We start from the raw sequence: 16693 nt of genomic DNA on the forward strand, positions 1-16693 counted from the left end.
TGCTACTGAGTGGCTATTACGCTGTCCAGAAAACGTGCCCCTAAGCTGCAGACCTACGCGAAATCCTCCGGCATGAGTCTGTTCGAGGTTAACGGCCGGATGGAAAGCGTGCTTTACATCGAATAAATCTTCGGCGACCATGTAAAGGGTCTTTTACATAGGAAGTGAAGAATGAACCGGTACTACCTCGAATTGGGCGCAGCATTAATCATCTACATTCTGGTGCTGACAGCATCATTGATTGCCTCGCAATACCTGATGGACGCCCCCATCGTGATGCGCTCGGCCGTCGCAGTGACGCCAGTCATTCCGGCGGGACTGATGTGCTGGGCCATCGTGCGCAATATGCGGCGCATGGACGAAATGCATCTGCGCATCCAGTTTGAAGCGTTGGGGTTTGCCTTCGCCGCCTCGGCACTGTTGACCTTCAGCTACGGTTTCCTGGAAAACGTCGGCGCCCCGCATATTCCGTGGACGTGTGTATGGCCGGTGATGGGGCTGATGTGGATTGTCGGCCTGCAAATTGCGCGACGCCGCTACCAATGAAAAACCGTCTCAAGGAATTGCGCGCCGAGCGCAAATGGTCGCAGGTCGATCTGGCTGAACGCCTGAGCGTGTCGCGTCAGACGATTAACGCTATAGAAAACGAACGCTACGACCCGAGTCTGCCACTGGCCTTTCAGATTGCTCGGGCGTTCGAGTTATCAATCGAAAGCATTTTTGATGATGGCGAGCGTTGATTTGAACCGACGGAAGCGTTGCTTTGCCACGATTACCAATATTACTTCAAACGCGCAGGTCAATTTCCTTTAGCTATAAAAAACTGTCATTTTTTACAGTTACTCAAATTTTCTTTGCTCTTTACGCTATGCCTTGCCTGCAATGACTGCAGCCTATCGCAACGAACTGGAGCAATGAACGATGAATGCAAACAGAAACGAAAATTTTCCTTTTGAATTCCAGGGACTGGATCTTCAAAGCAACACGATCTCATTGTCGAAAATCGGAGATATAGGCGCCAAAGTCACGCCGGAGCAAGACATGACGCGCTTTAATCTAGCCCTCTCATTTGCGAATGGCAGTTCGCTGGATACCAATATCTCAAGCCTAGAAACTGGCAAATCGTATGCAATCGCCCCCCGTTGGGGACTGGAACTCAGCAAAGGCAAAACAGTTAACTGTCTTTTCCGCTGGTGGCCAGGCGATAACCAGTTCAGTGAAAAATTCAATGTAGTTGATTGACCGCTGAACCGGAATGGCCTGTGATGACCAGGCCACTCTGGTTCAGCAGTACGAAGCGCGAAGCAAACGCGATCGTGAATAAAGCTCGCGCACGCTACTGACTTTCAACTCCCCGCAGCACCATGCGCCTCTTCAAAGAAGTAATCCTTCCAGCTGTCGGCCTTGTTCTTCAGCACACCCAGTTCCTGCAACTTCTCGGCATAGATAAAGGTGCGCTGCGGCACCACCGTGAAGTCGATTTCCGGGTCTTTGACGATTTGCTCAACCAGGGCCAGCGGCAACTTCGACTGTTCGACACGAATGTACGCCTGAGCCGCCGCCGGCTTGTCAGCCTTGATGATTTTCTCGGCTTCGGCCAAAGCGTCGTAGAACGCCTTGTAGGTTTTCGGGTTTTCGTCGTGGAATTTTTCTGTGGTGTAGAGCACGTTGAACGTTGCCTGACCGCCGAGCACGTCATAGGAGCTCAGCACTTTGTGCACGTTGGGATTCTGCAAAGCCTGGTACTGGAACGGCGGGCTGGAGAAATGCGAGTTGATCTCGGAGCCGCCGGCGATCAGCGCGGCGGTCGCATCGGGGTGCGGCAGGCTGACTGAAATATCGTCGAATTTCTTGTACTGCCCGTCACCGAATTCCTTGGCGGTTTCGATCTGCAAGGTGCGTGACTGGAAGCCCACGCCGGCAGCCGGCACGGCAATCCGGTCCTTGTCGGTGAAGTCCTTGAGCGTTTTGATGTTCGGGTTGTTGGTCAGCAAATAGTTGGGCATCGAACCCAGCGCGGCGATGGCTTTGACGTTCTGTTTGCCTTTGGTGCGATCCCACACGGTGAGCATCGGCGGCACACCGGCGGACACCACGTCGAGGGATCCGGTAAGTAATGCTTCGTTCATCGCGGTGGCCCCGGAGATGCTGTTCCAGTCGACCTTGATGTCGAGGCCCTGCTCCTTGCCGTGTTTTTCGATGAGATTCTGGTCGCGCACTACATCGAGAATCAGGTAACCGATGCCGAATTGCTGGGCGATGCTGATCTTGCCTTCGGCCTGGGCGCCGGTGCTGAACAACGCACTCGCGGCCAGGGAGGCGGCCAACAGAGTCAGTGCAGAACGTTTGAACGGTGTGGCCATGACAACCTCGCAGCATGGGGGTGGTGTGCTGAAAGGCCTGACTTTATCGCTATAAAAAATAGAAATTAAATATCTTTATCGCATATCGATAGCACGGGTTGTCGAGCGAACGGAGGCTGCAATCTTGTGATGCCGGGTTTCGATAACAAGATCAAAAGATCGCAGCGTGCCGCAGCGCCTACATTGGAATCCGGTGGCGGCTCGACGGGTTAAACAGTCTGAAACAATAAATCCACCAGCCTCAATATCGTCGATTGCTGTGCCACGCGAAGGCCGGTCAGGCCTGCAGACACTCCATCACCTTCAGGGGCCACCGCACCAGCACATCAGTTGAGGGTTTAAAAGGGCGATCAGACAGTCCACCCTTGGTATCATCGCGCACACTTTTATGACGATTTAATGGCTGGAAGGTCTTTTTTGTGAGCGCTCTTTTTAACCGGTTGCGGCAGCCGCATGCCCGCCTCTTTTCCCTGATTGTCCTGGTGCTCGTGGTGCCGCTGTGCCTGCGTGCGGCGCTGGGTTGGTCGGCACCGCTGGGCTATTTGTCGGATCTGGCCATCGGTAGCCTGTTGGTGGTGTTGCTGCATCGCCGGGCGTGGTGGCTGGCCTTGCCGGTGTTGCTGTTCTGGGGATTGCTGGCGGTGGCGACCGCTGAACTGGTCAGCGCGGTTGGTCGGCTGCCGACGCCTTCGGACATTCATTACCTGATCGATCCGCAGTTCGTGGAAAACTCCACGGGTGGCGGGCTGGCGCACCCGGCGCTGGGCATCACTTTGCTATTGGCCCTGCTGTTCTGGCTGCTGACCCGGTTTGCCAACCGCGACCTGCCACGTCCGCCCCTGCCCCGCGCTGCCTGGAGCGCACCGTTGGTGTTGTTCGCCGCCCACTGGGGCGCGCAGAACCTGTGGCCAAACGAAGCGGATCCGTGGCGTCAGTACAACCTGCCGCACCAATTGCTGGCCAGCGAGGTCGCCGATCTGCAGATCCAGGCCGAGGAATGGCTGGACGGTGATGTCGAAGAACCCGCGCCGGCGATGGCCGGTCTCACCGACGTCGACCTCAACGGGCAGAAACTGCTGGCCGCGCCGGGACAAGCACGCAACGTGCTGATCATCGCGCTGGAAGGCATTCCCGGGGCTTACATCCGCGCCAACCGCGAGGCGATCGGCAGCCATTATCAGGAAGACCTGATGCCCAACCTCAGCCGCTGGGCCGAGCGCGGCATGAACACCCCGGACTACGTGCTGCATACGCACCAGACCATTCGCGGTCTGTACGCGATGCTCTGCGGCGATTACGACAAACTCAACAACGGCACGCCCAAAGGCGTGGAAATGCTCACCCTCAACGAGCGCAATCAGGCCTGCCTGCCGGCGCAGCTGCGCGAACACGGCTTCAGCACGCACTATCTACAGGGCGCCGGGCTGCGCTTCATGGCCAAAGACAAGATCATGCCGCACATTGGTTTCGATGCGACGCACGGTCTGGAATGGTTCAGCAACAGCAATTATCTGGAATTCCCGTGGGGCAAGGATGACAAGGCGTTTTTTGAAGGCGCGCTGGATTATGTCGGCCAACTGAAAAAGCAGAAACAGCCGTGGATGCTGACGCTGCTGACCGTCGGCACCCATCAGCCCTACTCCGCGCCCGAGGAATACCTGGAGCGCTACGAAACGCCGAAACAGGCCGCCGTCGGTTATCTCGACGATGCGCTGGAGCAATTCCTCAGCGGCCTCGAGCGCCAGGGCGTCCTGAAAGATACGCTGGTGGTGATCACCTCGGACGAATCCCATGGCATTGACGGCGTGCGCCTGGCCTCTTCATGGGGCTTCAACCTGACTCTGGCGCCGGAGCATGAACAACTGCCAAGGCTCAACAAAGGCGTGTATGGCCACGTCGATCTGAGCACTTCCATACTCGACTACTTCGACTTGCCGGTGCCTTCCGCGCTGAGTGGCCGCTCGCTGTTTCGCGACTACGACAGCGGCCGCGAAATCATGTCGTTCACCAACGGCAAGCTGCGCTATCACAACGGTCAGGGGATTTTTTCCGAGTGCGACATGCCGCGCCGCTGCCGCTACTACGAAAGCGCCGGTTTCATCGCCGAGAGCGCCACGTACAAAGGCAACTACAGCGGTCATCCGGCCCGGCAGATCGCCGCTCGCGCCAATGCTCTCGACCTGTCGCTGCTGCGCACGCCGCTCAATCATCGCTATCAGTTCGGCAGCACCAACGTCATCCCGCTGCAAGCGCAAATCAAGGATGACTGGGCCGACAACCTGATCGGCGCGCAGTACCTGGAAATGCCCAAAGGCTCGCACACCCGCGTGCGCCTGACCGTGCGCTCAGTCGATCCGCAACAAGCGGCGTACATTCAGCTCAAGGCCAAAGAGTTTGAACAGGACGTGCAGATCGGTCTGCCGCAGGAGATGGTGGCAACCGCCGAGCAGCCACTGGAAATGAACTTCAGCTTCGACAACCCGCAAGAGCGCAAAGCGTTTTCTTTCCATTTGCTGGGGTATGGCTTGGGCGCGGTTGAGGTGACGGATTTCAGTGTGATTACCGAGTTGCCGGGGCAAGAGGACATCCTTGACGACGTGCCGGAGGACGACACGGCTCAATCCACCTGATCACGCCCGTGTAGGAGCTGCCGCAGGCTCGGGCCGCGATCGGACGATCTTTTGCTTTTAAAATAGAGATCAAAAGATCGCAGCCTGCGGCAGCTCCAGTGGGAATCAGTGATTATCAGAACGTTGTGCGCAACCCGACCTGAATGCTGCGCCCTTCTGCCGGCGCAATGTCGCGCAGAATCGAACTGGCGTAACGCACGGTTTGATTGGTCAGGTTCTCGGCATTGACGAAGGCCAGCCATTGGCTCTGACCGACATCGAAGTGATACCCGACATTGGCGCCCAGCGTGGTGTAGCCGTCAGTGCTGCTTTCATTGTCCGGCACGCGATGCTGTGAACTGGCGTGTTCAACATCAATGCGCGCCTGCCACTTGTCCAGTTCCCACAGCAGCCCGGTGCTCAACCGCAGCGGCGCGATGCGTGGCAAGTCTTCGCCGGTATCGAGGTTCTTCGCGCGGGTGTAATCGCCGGACAACTCCAGCGCAAACTTGCCGTATGCGCTCTCGCCGAGCTTCCAGTGATCCTGCGCTTCAAAGCCGCTGAAGCGCGCGCGCACACCGGAATAGGTGTATTCGGGAATACCGTCGGCGTCCTCTTCGCCCTCGTCATTCAACCTTCGGCCCGTACCGAGCAAGCCGATGTAGTTGGAGAAGTGGCTGTAAAACACACCGACACTGCCCTTGTGCGTACCATTGTCGAAGCGCAGCGCAAGGTCACTGGACACGGCTTTTTCTTTCGACAGCCCGGCATCGCCGACTTCATAAGTGCCGGTCGCGACGTGGGCACCGTTGGCGTAAAGCTCATAGAACGTCGGAGCGCGCTCGGTGTAGCCCAGCGTCGCGGCCACCGACCAGATCGGCGTCAGCGTGTACACCGCACCGGACGACAGACTGCCAGCGGTGAAACTGCTGGATCGATCGGCGTTGGCAAAGCGCTCGTTACCCTTGGCGTCCGGGTCGACCGTGGTGTGCTCAAGGCGTCCGCCGAGGGTGAACAGCAGCCGGTCGGTGGCTTGCAACTCTTCCAGAATGAACAGCGCAGCGGCATCGGTATCGGTCTGCGGTACAAACGCTTCTTCGCCGAGTGCCGAGAACTCGTTGCGGCTGACCTGCGCACCGATTACGCCGTTGAACGGCCCCAACGGCTGGTGCCGCGCCTCGACCCGCGCCTCGTAACCTTTGTTCTTGAACGTCGTGCCGACCTCGCCACCTTCGATTTCGCGATGCTCGTAATCGGTGTAACCCGCATCCAGCTTGATCGAACTGAACGGCCCATCGAGATTGCGGATCTCCGAGGCGAACGCGTAGTGCTCCTGTTGCATGCGGATGCGCACGTCTTGTTCAGCGGGCGAACCGTAGTTGGAGTCGTAGTTGCTGTAGGACAGGCCAGCGTATCCGTCATCCCAGGTATACGACCCGCCGACCGCGCCGCCGTCCTGGCGACCATCACTGTTGCCCAAACGATGCTTTTTCGAATCACCGTCGTCGTTCGCGCGCTCGCGGCTGGTTTTCGCGTAACCGGGGATTTTCAGATCATTAAACTCGCGGGCACTGGCGTCCAGATGCAGGGCGAATTGACCGTTACCGGCCTCGAGTTTGCCGGCGCTGCTACGCGTGGTGTCGGCACCGCCGTAGCGCAACTCACCGGCGCCATGGATTCCGTCGATAGCCTCGGTCGGAATGCGGTTATCAAAAGTGTTGACCACCCCGCCAATGGCACTGCCGCCGTACAGCAGCGCTGCCGGACCACGGACGATTTCAACGCGTTCGACGTTGACCGGGTCCAGCGGCACCGCGTGATCGTAAGACAGCGACGAGGCATCCAGCGCGCCGACACCGTTGCGCAGAATACGGATGCGGTCACCGTCCTGGCCGCGAATGATCGGCCGGCTCGCGCCCGGGCCGAAGTACGACGAAGACACCCCGGGCTGCTTGTTCAGGGTTTCACCGAGGCTACCCTTCTGTTGAAACGTGAGGTCGTCGCCGCTGAGCACGGTCGATGGCGAAGCGAGTGTCTGGCTGCCGAGCGGATTGCCGGTGATGACTTGCGGTTGCAGTTCGAGGGTGTCAGCGGCGAACACCGGGGATGCAAAAAGCAGCGCGGCGGCCAACGGATTGAGGCGTCGTTGCAGGGGTTTAGAACGGGCAGGCATTGCAGAATTTCCATGCGCTGAAAAGTGAGGATCGCTGCCAGCGTTTTTCTTTAACGCTGGTAGAAACAGAATGAAACGAATTTTATGTTATACAATAACATTTCTTCTTGTCATCCCGATTTTCACTTTTTGTTTTTTTGCAGAGGCTCAACAACGCATGTTTCCAGCAGGTAGCCGCTATCGGCTGATCCGTGAAGCGCTCCGAAAAACGCTGAAAGACTTTGCCTATCAGCACCCAATAGTCGGCCTATTAGCTGACTTCCCCAGTCGGGTCTAGCCTTACTAGTCCGAAGTCGGCACGAGCCGGCCGTAGCAGACCTGATAAGGACCCGAACATGGCAAACGAATCGAAATGCCCGTTCAACCACGCCGCCGGTGGTGGTACGACGAACCGTGACTGGTGGCCGAATCAACTCAACCTGAAAATCCTCAGTCAGCATTCGCCAAAGTCCGATCCGTTGGGCAAGGATTTCGACTACGCCAAAGCTTTCAAAAGCCTCGACTTTCAAGCCCTGAAACAAGATCTCAATGCGCTGATGACCGACTCTCAGGACTGGTGGCCAGCCGACTTTGGCCACTACGGCCCCCTCTTCATCCGCATGGCGTGGCACAGCGCCGGCACTTATCGCACCGCCGATGGCCGTGGTGGCGCCGGCTCCGGGCAACAACGCTTTGCACCACTGAACAGCTGGCCAGACAATGTCAGCCTCGACAAGGCCCGCCGCCTTCTGTGGCCGATCAAGCAGAAATATGGCCGCAATATTTCCTGGGCCGACCTGATCGTTCTCACTGGGAACGTCGCGCTGGAATCCATGGGTTTCAAAACCTTTGGTTTCTCCGGTGGCCGCCCCGATGTGTGGGAGCCGGACGAAGACGTCTACTGGGGTTCGGAGCACGAATGGCTGGGCGGCGACAGCCGTTACGGCAAGGACAAGTCCGCCATGCAGGAACCCGGTGACGGTACGTTGGTTGCCGAGCCGGATTTGCATGGCAAAGAAGAGAGCCGCACCGATCAGGGCGAACGCAATCTGGAAAACCCGCTCGCAGCGGTGCAAATGGGCCTGATCTACGTCAACCCTGAAGGCCCGGAAGGTAATCCTGACCCGGTCGCTTCAGCCCACGACATTCGCGAAACCTTCGGCCGCATGGCCATGAACGATGAAGAAACCGTCGCGTTGATCGCTGGCGGTCACGCCTTTGGTAAAACCCACGGCGCCGGCCCAGCCGATAACGTCGGGCCAGAGCCGGAAGCGGCCGGCCTCGAAGAACAAGGCCTCGGTTGGCGCAACGCGTTCGGTACCGGCAAGGGTGGCGACACCATTACCAGCGGTCTGGAAGTGACCTGGACCACCACACCGACGAAGTGGAGCAACAACTACCTGGAAAACCTGTTCGGCTTCGAGTGGGAGCTGAGCAAAAGCCCGGCCGGTGCGCATCAGTGGATTCCGAAGAACGGCGCCGGTGCCGGTACCGTTCCCCACGCCCATGATCCGAGCAAAAAGCTTTCGCCGACCATGCTCACCTCCGACCTGGCGCTGCGTTTCGACCCGGCTTACGAGCAGATCTCGCGGCGCTTCCTCGCCAACCCGGATCAGTTGGCCGATGCCTTCGCCCGCGCTTGGTACAAACTGATCCACCGCGACATGGGCCCGCTGTCTCGCTACCTCGGCCCGGAACTGCCGAATGAAGAACTGTTGTGGCAGGATCCGATCCCCGCTGTCACTCATCCGCTGATCGACGAAAGCGACGCGGCTGCGCTGAAAGGCAAAATCCTCGCGTCAGGCCTTTCGGTGTCGCAACTGGTCTCGACCGCATGGGCCGCTGCCTCGACGTTCCGTGGCTCCGACAAGCGCGGCGGCGCCAACGGTGGTCGCCTGCGTCTGGCACCGCAAAAATTCTGGCAGGCCAATCAGCCTGAGCAACTGGCCAAAGTGCTGCAAACCCTTGAGGGCATTCAGAACGACTTCAACAGCGGCGCTGCTGGCAAGAAAGTCTCGCTGGCAGACCTGATCGTATTGGCCGGGAATGCCGGGGTCGAGCAAGCAGCGAAAAACGCTGGCCACTCGGTCACGGTGCCGTTCACACCGGGACGTACGGACGCCTCGCAAGAGCAAACCGACGTTGATTCCTTCGGTTTCCTTGAACCGATTGCCGATGGCTTCCGCAACTACAGCAAAGGCAAATACACCGTTTCGGCCGAGGCGTTGCTGATCGACAAGGCGCAATTGCTGACACTGACCGCACCGGAGATGACTGTGCTGCTGGGTGGTCTGCGGGTATTGAACACCAACGTCGGGCAAACCCGGCATGGTGTGTTCACTTCGCAGACGGAAGCACTGACCAATGACTTCTTCACCAACCTGCTGGACATGGGGGTGGAGTGGAAGCCGACTTCGAGGGATGCGGATGAGTTCGAGGGGCGTGACCGTAAAACCGGCAGCGTGAAGTGGACGGCGACGCGGGTTGATCTGGTATTCGGCTCGAATGCGCAACTGCGGGCATTGGCTGAGGTGTATGCCAGTTCGGATGCCAAGGAGCAGTTCGTCAAAGACTTCGTTGCGGCCTGGACGAAGGTGACGAATCTGGATCGGTTTGATTTGAAGTAATTTTTCGGAAAATAAAAACGCCGCATTGTTTCAATGCGGCGTTTTTTTGTGTGTACGGCTTGGGTTTTGTGGTGATGCGTGAATCCTGCCCCCTCACCCCAGCCCTCTCCCCCCAGGGGGGCGAGGGGGAAAGGGAGCAGATCTTCGTGCTTTTCAAGTCCTGAGTTCGGCTCCGGACTTTCAGATGTGAAACTCGTACATCCACCTCGGTCAGTCCCCTCTCCCACTATGAAAGAGGGAAAGGGAGCAGATCGGGGGCCGTTCAAAGTCTGAGTTCGACTCCGGACCTTCAGGTCGGTGTCACTCGACCATCCAACCCGGTCAGTCCCCTCTCCCTCTGGGAGAGGGTTAGGGTGAGGGCCGGTCCAACGCTGGAACACCGACGCCAACACACCATCAAGCCAGGCTCTTGCTCACCACCTCATACACATCACTCGACAACTGACCCGACGCCCGAATCCGCTCCAGCTCGCCCTTCATCAAGGCCTGACGCGCATCGTCATATTTGCGCCAGCGCGTCAGCGGCGCCAGTTGGCGCGAAGCGATCTGCGGGTTGAAGCCGTTCAGCTCGATCACCAGATCCGCGAGAAAGCGATAACCTGAGCCATCGGCCGCGTGGAAGTTGATCAGGTTCTGCCCGGCAAACGCACCGACCAGTGCACGCACCTTGTTCGGGTTCTTGATGTTAAACGCCGGGTGTTGCATCAACGCTTTAACCCGTTCCAGACCGCCCGGCAAGGTGCTGCCGGCCTGCACGCTGAACCACTGATCCATGACCAGAGGATTGTCCTTGAAGTGCTCGGCGAAACTCGCCAGCGCCAAGGCTTTCTGCTCTTCAAATGGCGAGTTGACCAACACGGCCAGCGCAGTCAGGCGTTCGGTCATGTTGTCGGCCGCTTCGAATTGCTCCAGCGACGCCGCCAATACTTCCGGCTTACCGCTGAGCATCAAGTACGACAATGCAATGTTCTGCAGCGCGCGACGAGCAAAGTGCTCGGCCTCGGCCACATACGGGGTCTTTTTCGACAGATCACGATTGGCTTGATAACGCAGCCACAGAGCTTCGAACAAACCTTCCGCCAGTTGCTGACGCGCGAACTCACGGGCGATATGAATGGCATCGACATCCGCCACTTCGCTGATTTCAGTGAGGTACGCCTCACCCGGCAACGAGAGCATTTCGGCGACCATGGCCTGATCGAGCGACTCATCCGACAGCACCGTACGCAGCGCCGACACCAGACGCGGATCGAGTTTCAGGCTTTCGCCTTTCTGTTGCTGGCCAATCAATTCCTGCAGGACTTGCACCGACAGTTGCTGACCGGCATCCCAGCGGTTGAAGCCGTCGCTGTCGTGCTGCATCAGGAACATCAGTTGATCGCGGTTGTACGGGAAGCTCAGTTTCACCGGCGCGGAGAAGCCGCGCAGCAGCGATGGCAGCGGCTGTTCAGCGATATCAACGAAGGTGAAAGTCTGCTCGGCTTCGGTGACCGAGATCACGCGGGTGGTGCCTTGCGCCGATGCCTCGCCGCTCAGACGCAAAGCAATCTCGTTACCTTGGCTGTCGAGCAGGCCGAGTTCGACCGGAATCACGAACGGCAGTTTTTCAACTTTGTCCGGGGTTTCCGGGCAGCTCTGGCGGAAGGTCAGGCTGTAGCTTTTCGCGGCGGCGTCGTACGACTCGCTCACCGCCAGACGCGGCGTGCCGGCCTGGCTGTACCAGCGTTTGAACTGGCTCAGGTCGACACCGTTGGCGTCTTCCATCGCTTTGATGAAGTCGTCGCAGGTTACCGCTTGGCCGTCATGGCGTTCGAAGTACAGATCGCTGCCCTTACGGAAGCCTTCGGCGCCGAGCAAGGTGTGGATCATGCCAACCACTTCCGAACCCTTCTCGTATACGGTCAGGGTGTAGAAGTTGGAGATTTCGATAAAGCTGTCCGGGCGCACAGCGTGAGCCATCGGGCCGGCATCTTCGGCGAACTGGTGGGTGCGCAGATAAGCCACGTCCTGAATTCGCTTGACCGTGGCCGAGTTCATGTCGGCAGAGAAGCCGGAATCACGGAATACGGTGAAGCCTTCTTTCAGCGACAGCTGGAACCAGTCGCGGCAGGTCACGCGGTTGCCCGACCAGTTGTGGAAATACTCGTGGGCGACGATTGCTTCAACGCGCTGGTGTGCGGCGTCGGTCGCGGTTTCGGCGCGGGCCAGTACGGCGCTGGAGTTGAAGATGTTGAGGCCTTTGTTCTCCATTGCGCCCATGTTGAAGTCGTTGACGGCGACGATCATGAAGATGTCCAGATCGTACTCGCGACCGTAAACCTCTTCGTCCCAGCGCATCGACTTCTTCAGGCTATTCATCGCGTGCTGGCACTTGTCGATGTTTTCCGGCTCGACGTAAATGCGCAGTGCAACATCGCGGTTGGTCATGGTGGTGAAGCTGTCTTCAACGCACCACAAATCACCGGCCACCAGCGCAAACAGGTACGCCGGTTTCATGAACGGGTCTTCCCAGGTTGCCCAGTGCCGGCCGTCTTCGCCCGGGCCCGAGGCAATCGGGTTGCCGTTGGAGAGCAGCACCGGATAGCTGTGCTGTTCCGCGACCACGGTGGTGGTGAACTTGCTCATCACGTCCGGGCGGTCGAGGTAATAAGTGATCTTGCGGAAACCTTCGGCCTCGCACTGAGTGCAGAACATCGTGCCGGACTTGTACAGGCCTTCCAGCGCGGTGTTGGTTTCCGGATGGATCTTCACGCTGGTGTCGACCGTGAAAGTTTCGCTGGCCGGTTGCAGGGTCAGGTGGTTTTCCGTGAGCTGGTATTGGCCGTCAGACAGTTCCTGATCCGCCAGCGTTACCGAGAGCAGCTCCAACTGCTGGCCATCGAGCACCAGCGGCGGCAGGCCCGGGCCACGCGCCGGGTTGCGGCGCATGACCAACTGCGCGTGCACCAGGCTGTGATCCTCGAACAACTCGAAGGTCAGGTGTGTTTCGTCGATCAGGTACTCGGGCGCCTGATAGTCCTTCAGGTAAATCATCTTCGGTTGTTCGGTGCGCATGCTGGCGTCCTTATTGATGCACGGCGAGCTGATAAGCCGTGTACTTGCGAATGTTGATCACGCCGGTGTCGAAGATCAGGTACTGGCCCTTGATCCCCAGCAGCGTGCCTTCGGCAATCGGGTTCTTGTCCAGGTTGAAGCTGACGATTTTGGCCGGGTATTGCTCGACCGGATAGCGGATTTCCAGCGGTTCTACATCGGCAATCGTCTGAATAGCCTGTAGGCCGAATCGCTCCTGCAAACCTTGCAGGCCTTCGGCGCAGCTTTCGAATAACTGGTCACGTACCTGCGCCAGATCGACCGCCGCCGCATCGCCCTTGAGCAGCGCGCGCCAGTTGGTTTTATCCGCGACCTGACTGCGGAACAGGTCTTCAACGAAGCCCGATTGCTGCCGTGTCGAGACGCGCATGATCGGCAATGCCTGACATGCGCCCTGATCGATCCAGCGAGTCGGCAGTTGCGTAGCACGAGTGATGCCAACCTTGATCCCCGACGAATTGGACAGGTAAACCACGTGGTCGGTCATGCAGAATTTCTCGCCCCACTCCGGCTCGCGGCAGGTGCCGGCGTCATAGTGGCAGCGCTCCGGGCTCATGATGCACAGGTCGCACTGCGCCAGTTTGGTCATGCACGGGTAGCAGTAACCCTGACTGAAACTGGTTTTGGTCTTGCGCCCGCAATGGGTGCAGTGGATCGCCCCCAGGTATTCCAGACGCACCGTACTGCCAATCAACGGATTGACCGGGACCTCGACGTCATCCAGACGAAACGCGTATTGCACGTTCGGCCCGTCCAGGCGCGCCGACATTTTGCTGATTGCACCGCGGCCAATCTCGATCAATGGATGGCATCCGATTTGAACAGAATGTTCGGCACTTCGATCGACTTCGATGCACATTCCTGCGGGCCCATGTAACCGGTGCGCTGGTCTTCAGGCAGGTTCTGGATTTCCCAGGCGATCATCGCTTGCAGCGACAACTCGCGCTGTTCGGCGGTGAGTTTGCCACCGTCGGACCACTTGCCGATTTCCACGGCCAGTTTCAGGCTCTCGTAGATGTCCGGGGTGATGTTGTTGATCATGTCGTTAAAAGAGGACATCAGGGTCTCCGTGCTCTTTATCTACTGAAATTTTAGGCGGCCAGTTTACGGCGGTTATACAAACCGCCCAACAAACCGGTGAAGCATCCGATGAGTAACCCGCCGACGTGGGCGGCGTTGGCGATTTCGCCGAAACCGATCATCGAGATCAGCCCGGACATGCACACCAGCAACCACACCAGCATCATCACCAGCACGCCACGCGGCAGGCGATAGGCTGGGTTCGGCGCCAGCAGTTGGAAGATCCAGCAATGCCCAAGCAAGCCGTAAAGCACGCCGGACAGACCGCCGAACAACGTCGCGCCGCTCCAGACAAACTGCGCGTAGTTGGAAACCAGGCTGAACAGCAGCGTCAGGCCGATCAGGTTAATACTGCCCTGGCGCGACTCGATACGCCGCCCCAGCTCCCAGTACCACATGCCGTTCATGGCCAGATGGAGGATGCCGAAGTGGATCAGCATCGGCGTGACCAGACGCCACCACTGCCCTGCCGCCAGGCTGTCGGCCAATGGCGTGAAATGGATGTACTCGCCCACAACTTGAAAATCGAGAAAGGTCAACCAGCGCAGCGTTTGCAGGTTTTCGCCGAGGTACGTCAGCCCGCCAACGATCAGGCACAACAACAGGATGAACCCGGTGGCCTTGGCGTATTTCAGTTGCTCGGCGAAGCTCGGCCGCTTGAAGGTTGGCGCGACGGGAATGTCCATTTGCTGGTCGGGATCACCCGCCGGAAAGCGCTCGTACAAGGAGCGCACGTCTTCGCTGATTTCCGCCGGTGCCCACAGCACTTGTTCGCCGGCCTCTTCGCTGACCCGATGCGGGACCTGCATGCGTTGCAGCAGTTTGACGAAACCACTCAAGTCCACCGCCAACGGCAGACGCAATACCGCTACCGCACTCATTGCAGCACCTCCGGCCGCTCGACATCGACCCAGACAAATTTATGCGGATCCAGACGTGTTTCCTGATCCAGACGATAGGCGACCAGTTTGCCGTAAAGCACCGCGCTGTAATCCAGGCACGCGAGGTTCGGGCGGATCGGTGCTGGTTTGCCACTGCGCCAGTAATGGCCGACGAACAGCAGTGGCTCGTCGACGCCGTAGCGCAGCAGGTTGTTTTTTTCGCTGGACGTCAGCGGCTTCTGCGCCACCGGATCTGGCAGTGCATCAGGCTGGAAAACGATATCGCCGTAAGTCTTCGGATCGTCTTCCCAGAACTTGGTGCGGAAGAAAGACCGCACCAGACCATCGCCGCTGGTCATGGTCAGACCATCCGGCAGGCGCATGTCGGTGCCGCGCAACAGACGGTCGAACACGGTGCAGGCGAAGCTGTCCGGCACGGCCGAGGCCTGGAGGAAGTGTTCATCGATGCAGCCATTGGGGAACAGCGCGCGCAACGGCTCGATCAGGCCGGCATCCCAACAGGCATGCACGACGCGGAAGCGGCCGGCGTCGACAAACAGCGGCAACTCATAGAACCAGCGTTGGAAATCGTGCCAGTCACCGGGATGGTCTTCGAACTGGGTCAGGGTTTCGTGCAGCAGACGCGCGTGGCGCGGCGTGTGTTCGCGAACGAACTGCTTGCCGCTGCCTGGCGGCGCCGGCGTGCTCCAGCCCAATGCGTTGAATTCGTGGTTGCCCATGATGCACAAGGCCTGACCGGCCTCGACCATGTCGTGGACGATGTGCAGCGCCTCGCGGATGCGCGGGCCACGGTCGATGATGTCGCCGACGAACACGGCCATGCGCGATGGATGCCGCCAGACCCCGCCCTGCTTGTGATAACCGAGACGGTCCAGCAAGTGTTCAAGGGTCAGGGCGCATCCGTGCACGTCACCAATCAGGTCATAACTGCGCGCGGGATCGAGCATCAGTCGCCTCCACCACCCAACTTGCTGCCCCAGCCGAGCTTGGTGCGGCAGACTTCGTAATAGTTGTGGTCGAGCGGGTGAATCAGGCGCAGCTTCTGCGCTTTCTTGCTGACGGTGATGGTGTCGCCCGGCGCGCAGGTGAAATGGTTCTGCCCGTCACAGGAGACTTGCGGGTAAATCTGCATGTTTTTCGACACGACGATTTTCAGCTCACTGTTGCCATCGACCACAATTGGCCGGCTCGACAACATATGGGGGTACATCGGCACGATCACAATGGCATCGAGCTTGGGATGCATGATCGGCCCGCCGGCAGACAGTGCGTACGCGGTGGAACCGGTCGGCGTGGCGACGATCAGGCCGTCGGCCTTCTGGCTGCAGACAAACTGGCCGTCGATGTACAGCTCGAACTCGATCATCCGCGTCGATTTGCCCGGGTGCAGCACCACGTCGTTGAGCGCATCGCCCTGACCAATGGCCTCGGCGTGGCGGCGCACTTCGGCTTGCAGCAGGAAGCGGTTTTCCACCAGATAATGGCCGTCGAGCACCTTGGCGACTTCGACTTCCAGCTCGTCCGGGCGAATATCGGTGAGGAAACCGAGGCTGCCACGGTTGATCCCCAGCACCGGAATATTGTGTTTGGCCAGCGCACGAGCGGCGCCGAGCAGGCTGCCGTCACCGCCGACGACGATGACCATGTCGCAGACTTCGCCGAGCATCTTGCGCGACGAGGTCTGCAGGCCGTGGCCCGGCAGGACTTCGGCGATGGTGTCTTCGAGGATCACATGCAGGTGACGATCGAGCAGAAACCGTTTCAGTCGGCGGACGGTATCCAGCACCTGGGAACTGCCCAGGCGACCGATGATGCCGATATTACGAAATTGCTCCATGGGACCTCTGCGGACAATCGAAAACGCGAA

At 58.9% G+C, this 16693-nt stretch carries 13 protein-coding genes; 5 read left to right on the top strand and 8 right to left on the bottom strand.

Annotation, left to right across the window (positions count from 1 at the left end; all coding sequences use genetic code 11):
• Positions 1-171 precede the first annotated feature (171 nt).
• From J0G10_RS17955 to J0G10_RS17965, 3 genes are all read left to right on the top strand, one after another.
• A complete protein-coding gene (locus tag J0G10_RS17955) occupies positions 172-546 on the top strand; it encodes a hypothetical protein (protein ID WP_095047892.1) in 375 nt (124 codons plus the stop codon).
• Positions 543-740, top strand: coding sequence for a helix-turn-helix transcriptional regulator (locus J0G10_RS17960; protein WP_099756497.1), 198 nt, complete (start codon positions 543-545; stop codon positions 738-740). The genes J0G10_RS17955 and J0G10_RS17960 overlap by 4 nt, the downstream gene beginning before the upstream one ends.
• A 181-nt stretch (positions 741-921) precedes the next feature.
• Entirely contained in the window at positions 922-1242 is a 321-nt protein-coding gene (locus J0G10_RS17965) for a hypothetical protein (RefSeq protein ID WP_099756498.1), read from the top strand.
• Between the two features lie 104 nt (positions 1243-1346).
• Here the strand turns inward: J0G10_RS17965 and J0G10_RS17970 are convergent, their stop codons facing one another.
• A complete protein-coding gene (locus J0G10_RS17970; protein WP_220556381.1) occupies positions 1347-2363 on the bottom strand; it encodes an ABC transporter substrate-binding protein in 1017 nt (338 codons plus the stop codon).
• 419 nt (positions 2364-2782) lie between these two features.
• Between J0G10_RS17970 and J0G10_RS17975 the strand changes: the two genes are divergently transcribed.
• Positions 2783-4993, top strand: a complete 2211-nt coding sequence (locus J0G10_RS17975) for an LTA synthase family protein (RefSeq protein WP_220556382.1) — start codon at positions 2783-2785, stop codon at positions 4991-4993.
• Positions 4994-5108: 115 nt separating this feature from the next.
• On the opposite strand, the gene J0G10_RS17980 is transcribed toward J0G10_RS17975, so the two are convergent.
• Positions 5109-7145, bottom strand: a complete 2037-nt coding sequence (locus tag J0G10_RS17980) for a TonB-dependent receptor (RefSeq protein ID WP_220556383.1) — start codon at positions 7143-7145, stop codon at positions 5109-5111.
• Positions 7146-7480: 335 nt separating this feature from the next.
• Between J0G10_RS17980 and katG the strand changes: the two genes are divergently transcribed.
• Complete coding sequence (katG, locus tag J0G10_RS17985) at positions 7481-9751, top strand: catalase/peroxidase HPI (RefSeq protein ID WP_095124685.1); 2271 nt, start codon at positions 7481-7483, stop codon at positions 9749-9751.
• Positions 9752-10147: 396 nt separating this feature from the next.
• On the opposite strand, the gene pepN is transcribed toward katG, so the two are convergent.
• Genes pepN through J0G10_RS18015 form a run of 6 tightly spaced genes read right to left on the bottom strand, consistent with a single transcriptional unit; the run spans position 10148 to position 16663 of the window.
• Entirely contained in the window at positions 10148-12805 is a 2658-nt protein-coding gene (gene pepN / locus J0G10_RS17990) for an aminopeptidase N (RefSeq protein WP_220556384.1), read from the bottom strand.
• A gap of 10 nt (positions 12806-12815) precedes the next feature.
• Complete coding sequence (locus J0G10_RS17995) at positions 12816-13646, bottom strand: DUF2797 domain-containing protein (RefSeq protein ID WP_093430729.1); 831 nt, start codon at positions 13644-13646, stop codon at positions 12816-12818.
• Complete coding sequence (locus J0G10_RS18000; RefSeq protein WP_007919229.1) at positions 13643-13903, bottom strand: YeaC family protein; 261 nt, start codon at positions 13901-13903, stop codon at positions 13643-13645. The genes J0G10_RS17995 and J0G10_RS18000 overlap by 4 nt, the downstream gene beginning before the upstream one ends.
• Positions 13904-13935: 32 nt before the next feature.
• Positions 13936-14805: a rhomboid family intramembrane serine protease gene (locus tag J0G10_RS18005; RefSeq protein WP_095047900.1), complete on the bottom strand. Its 870-nt coding sequence runs from the start codon at positions 14803-14805 to the stop codon at positions 13936-13938.
• A complete protein-coding gene (locus tag J0G10_RS18010; RefSeq protein WP_093430727.1) occupies positions 14802-15773 on the bottom strand; it encodes a metallophosphoesterase in 972 nt (323 codons plus the stop codon). The genes J0G10_RS18005 and J0G10_RS18010 overlap by 4 nt, the downstream gene beginning before the upstream one ends.
• On the bottom strand, positions 15773-16663 hold the full coding sequence (locus J0G10_RS18015; protein ID WP_003224174.1) for an NAD(+) kinase: 891 nt from the start codon (positions 16661-16663) through the stop codon (positions 15773-15775). The genes J0G10_RS18010 and J0G10_RS18015 overlap by 1 nt, the downstream gene beginning before the upstream one ends.
• Positions 16664-16693: the final 30 nt, after the last annotated feature.

The sequence above is a fragment of the Pseudomonas germanica genome (assembly GCF_019614655.1).
Classification (GTDB): domain Bacteria; phylum Pseudomonadota; class Gammaproteobacteria; order Pseudomonadales; family Pseudomonadaceae; genus Aquipseudomonas; species Aquipseudomonas neuropathica.

Bases quoted from the DNA above. Each gene is read 5' to 3' on its own strand.
- J0G10_RS17955 (WP_095047892.1), top strand. From the start codon at position 172: ATGAACCGGTACTACCTCGAATTGGGCGCAGCATTAATCATCTACATT.
- J0G10_RS18010 (WP_093430727.1), bottom strand. From the start codon at position 15,773: ATGCTCGATCCCGCGCGCAGTTATGACCTGATTGGTGACGTGCACGGA.
- pepN (WP_220556384.1), bottom strand. From the start codon at position 12,805: ATGCGCACCGAACAACCGAAGATGATTTACCTGAAGGACTATCAGGCG.
- J0G10_RS17980 (WP_220556383.1), bottom strand. From the start codon at position 7,145: ATGCCTGCCCGTTCTAAACCCCTGCAACGACGCCTCAATCCGTTGGCC.
- J0G10_RS17965 (WP_099756498.1), top strand. From the start codon at position 922: ATGAATGCAAACAGAAACGAAAATTTTCCTTTTGAATTCCAGGGACTG.
- J0G10_RS17960 (WP_099756497.1), top strand. From the start codon at position 543: ATGAAAAACCGTCTCAAGGAATTGCGCGCCGAGCGCAAATGGTCGCAG.
- J0G10_RS18005 (WP_095047900.1), bottom strand. From the start codon at position 14,805: ATGAGTGCGGTAGCGGTATTGCGTCTGCCGTTGGCGGTGGACTTGAGT.
- J0G10_RS18000 (WP_007919229.1), bottom strand. From the start codon at position 13,903: ATGTCCTCTTTTAACGACATGATCAACAACATCACCCCGGACATCTAC.
- J0G10_RS18015 (WP_003224174.1), bottom strand. From the start codon at position 16,663: ATGGAGCAATTTCGTAATATCGGCATCATCGGTCGCCTGGGCAGTTCC.
- katG (WP_095124685.1), top strand. From the start codon at position 7,481: ATGGCAAACGAATCGAAATGCCCGTTCAACCACGCCGCCGGTGGTGGT.
- J0G10_RS17970 (WP_220556381.1), bottom strand. From the start codon at position 2,363: ATGGCCACACCGTTCAAACGTTCTGCACTGACTCTGTTGGCCGCCTCC.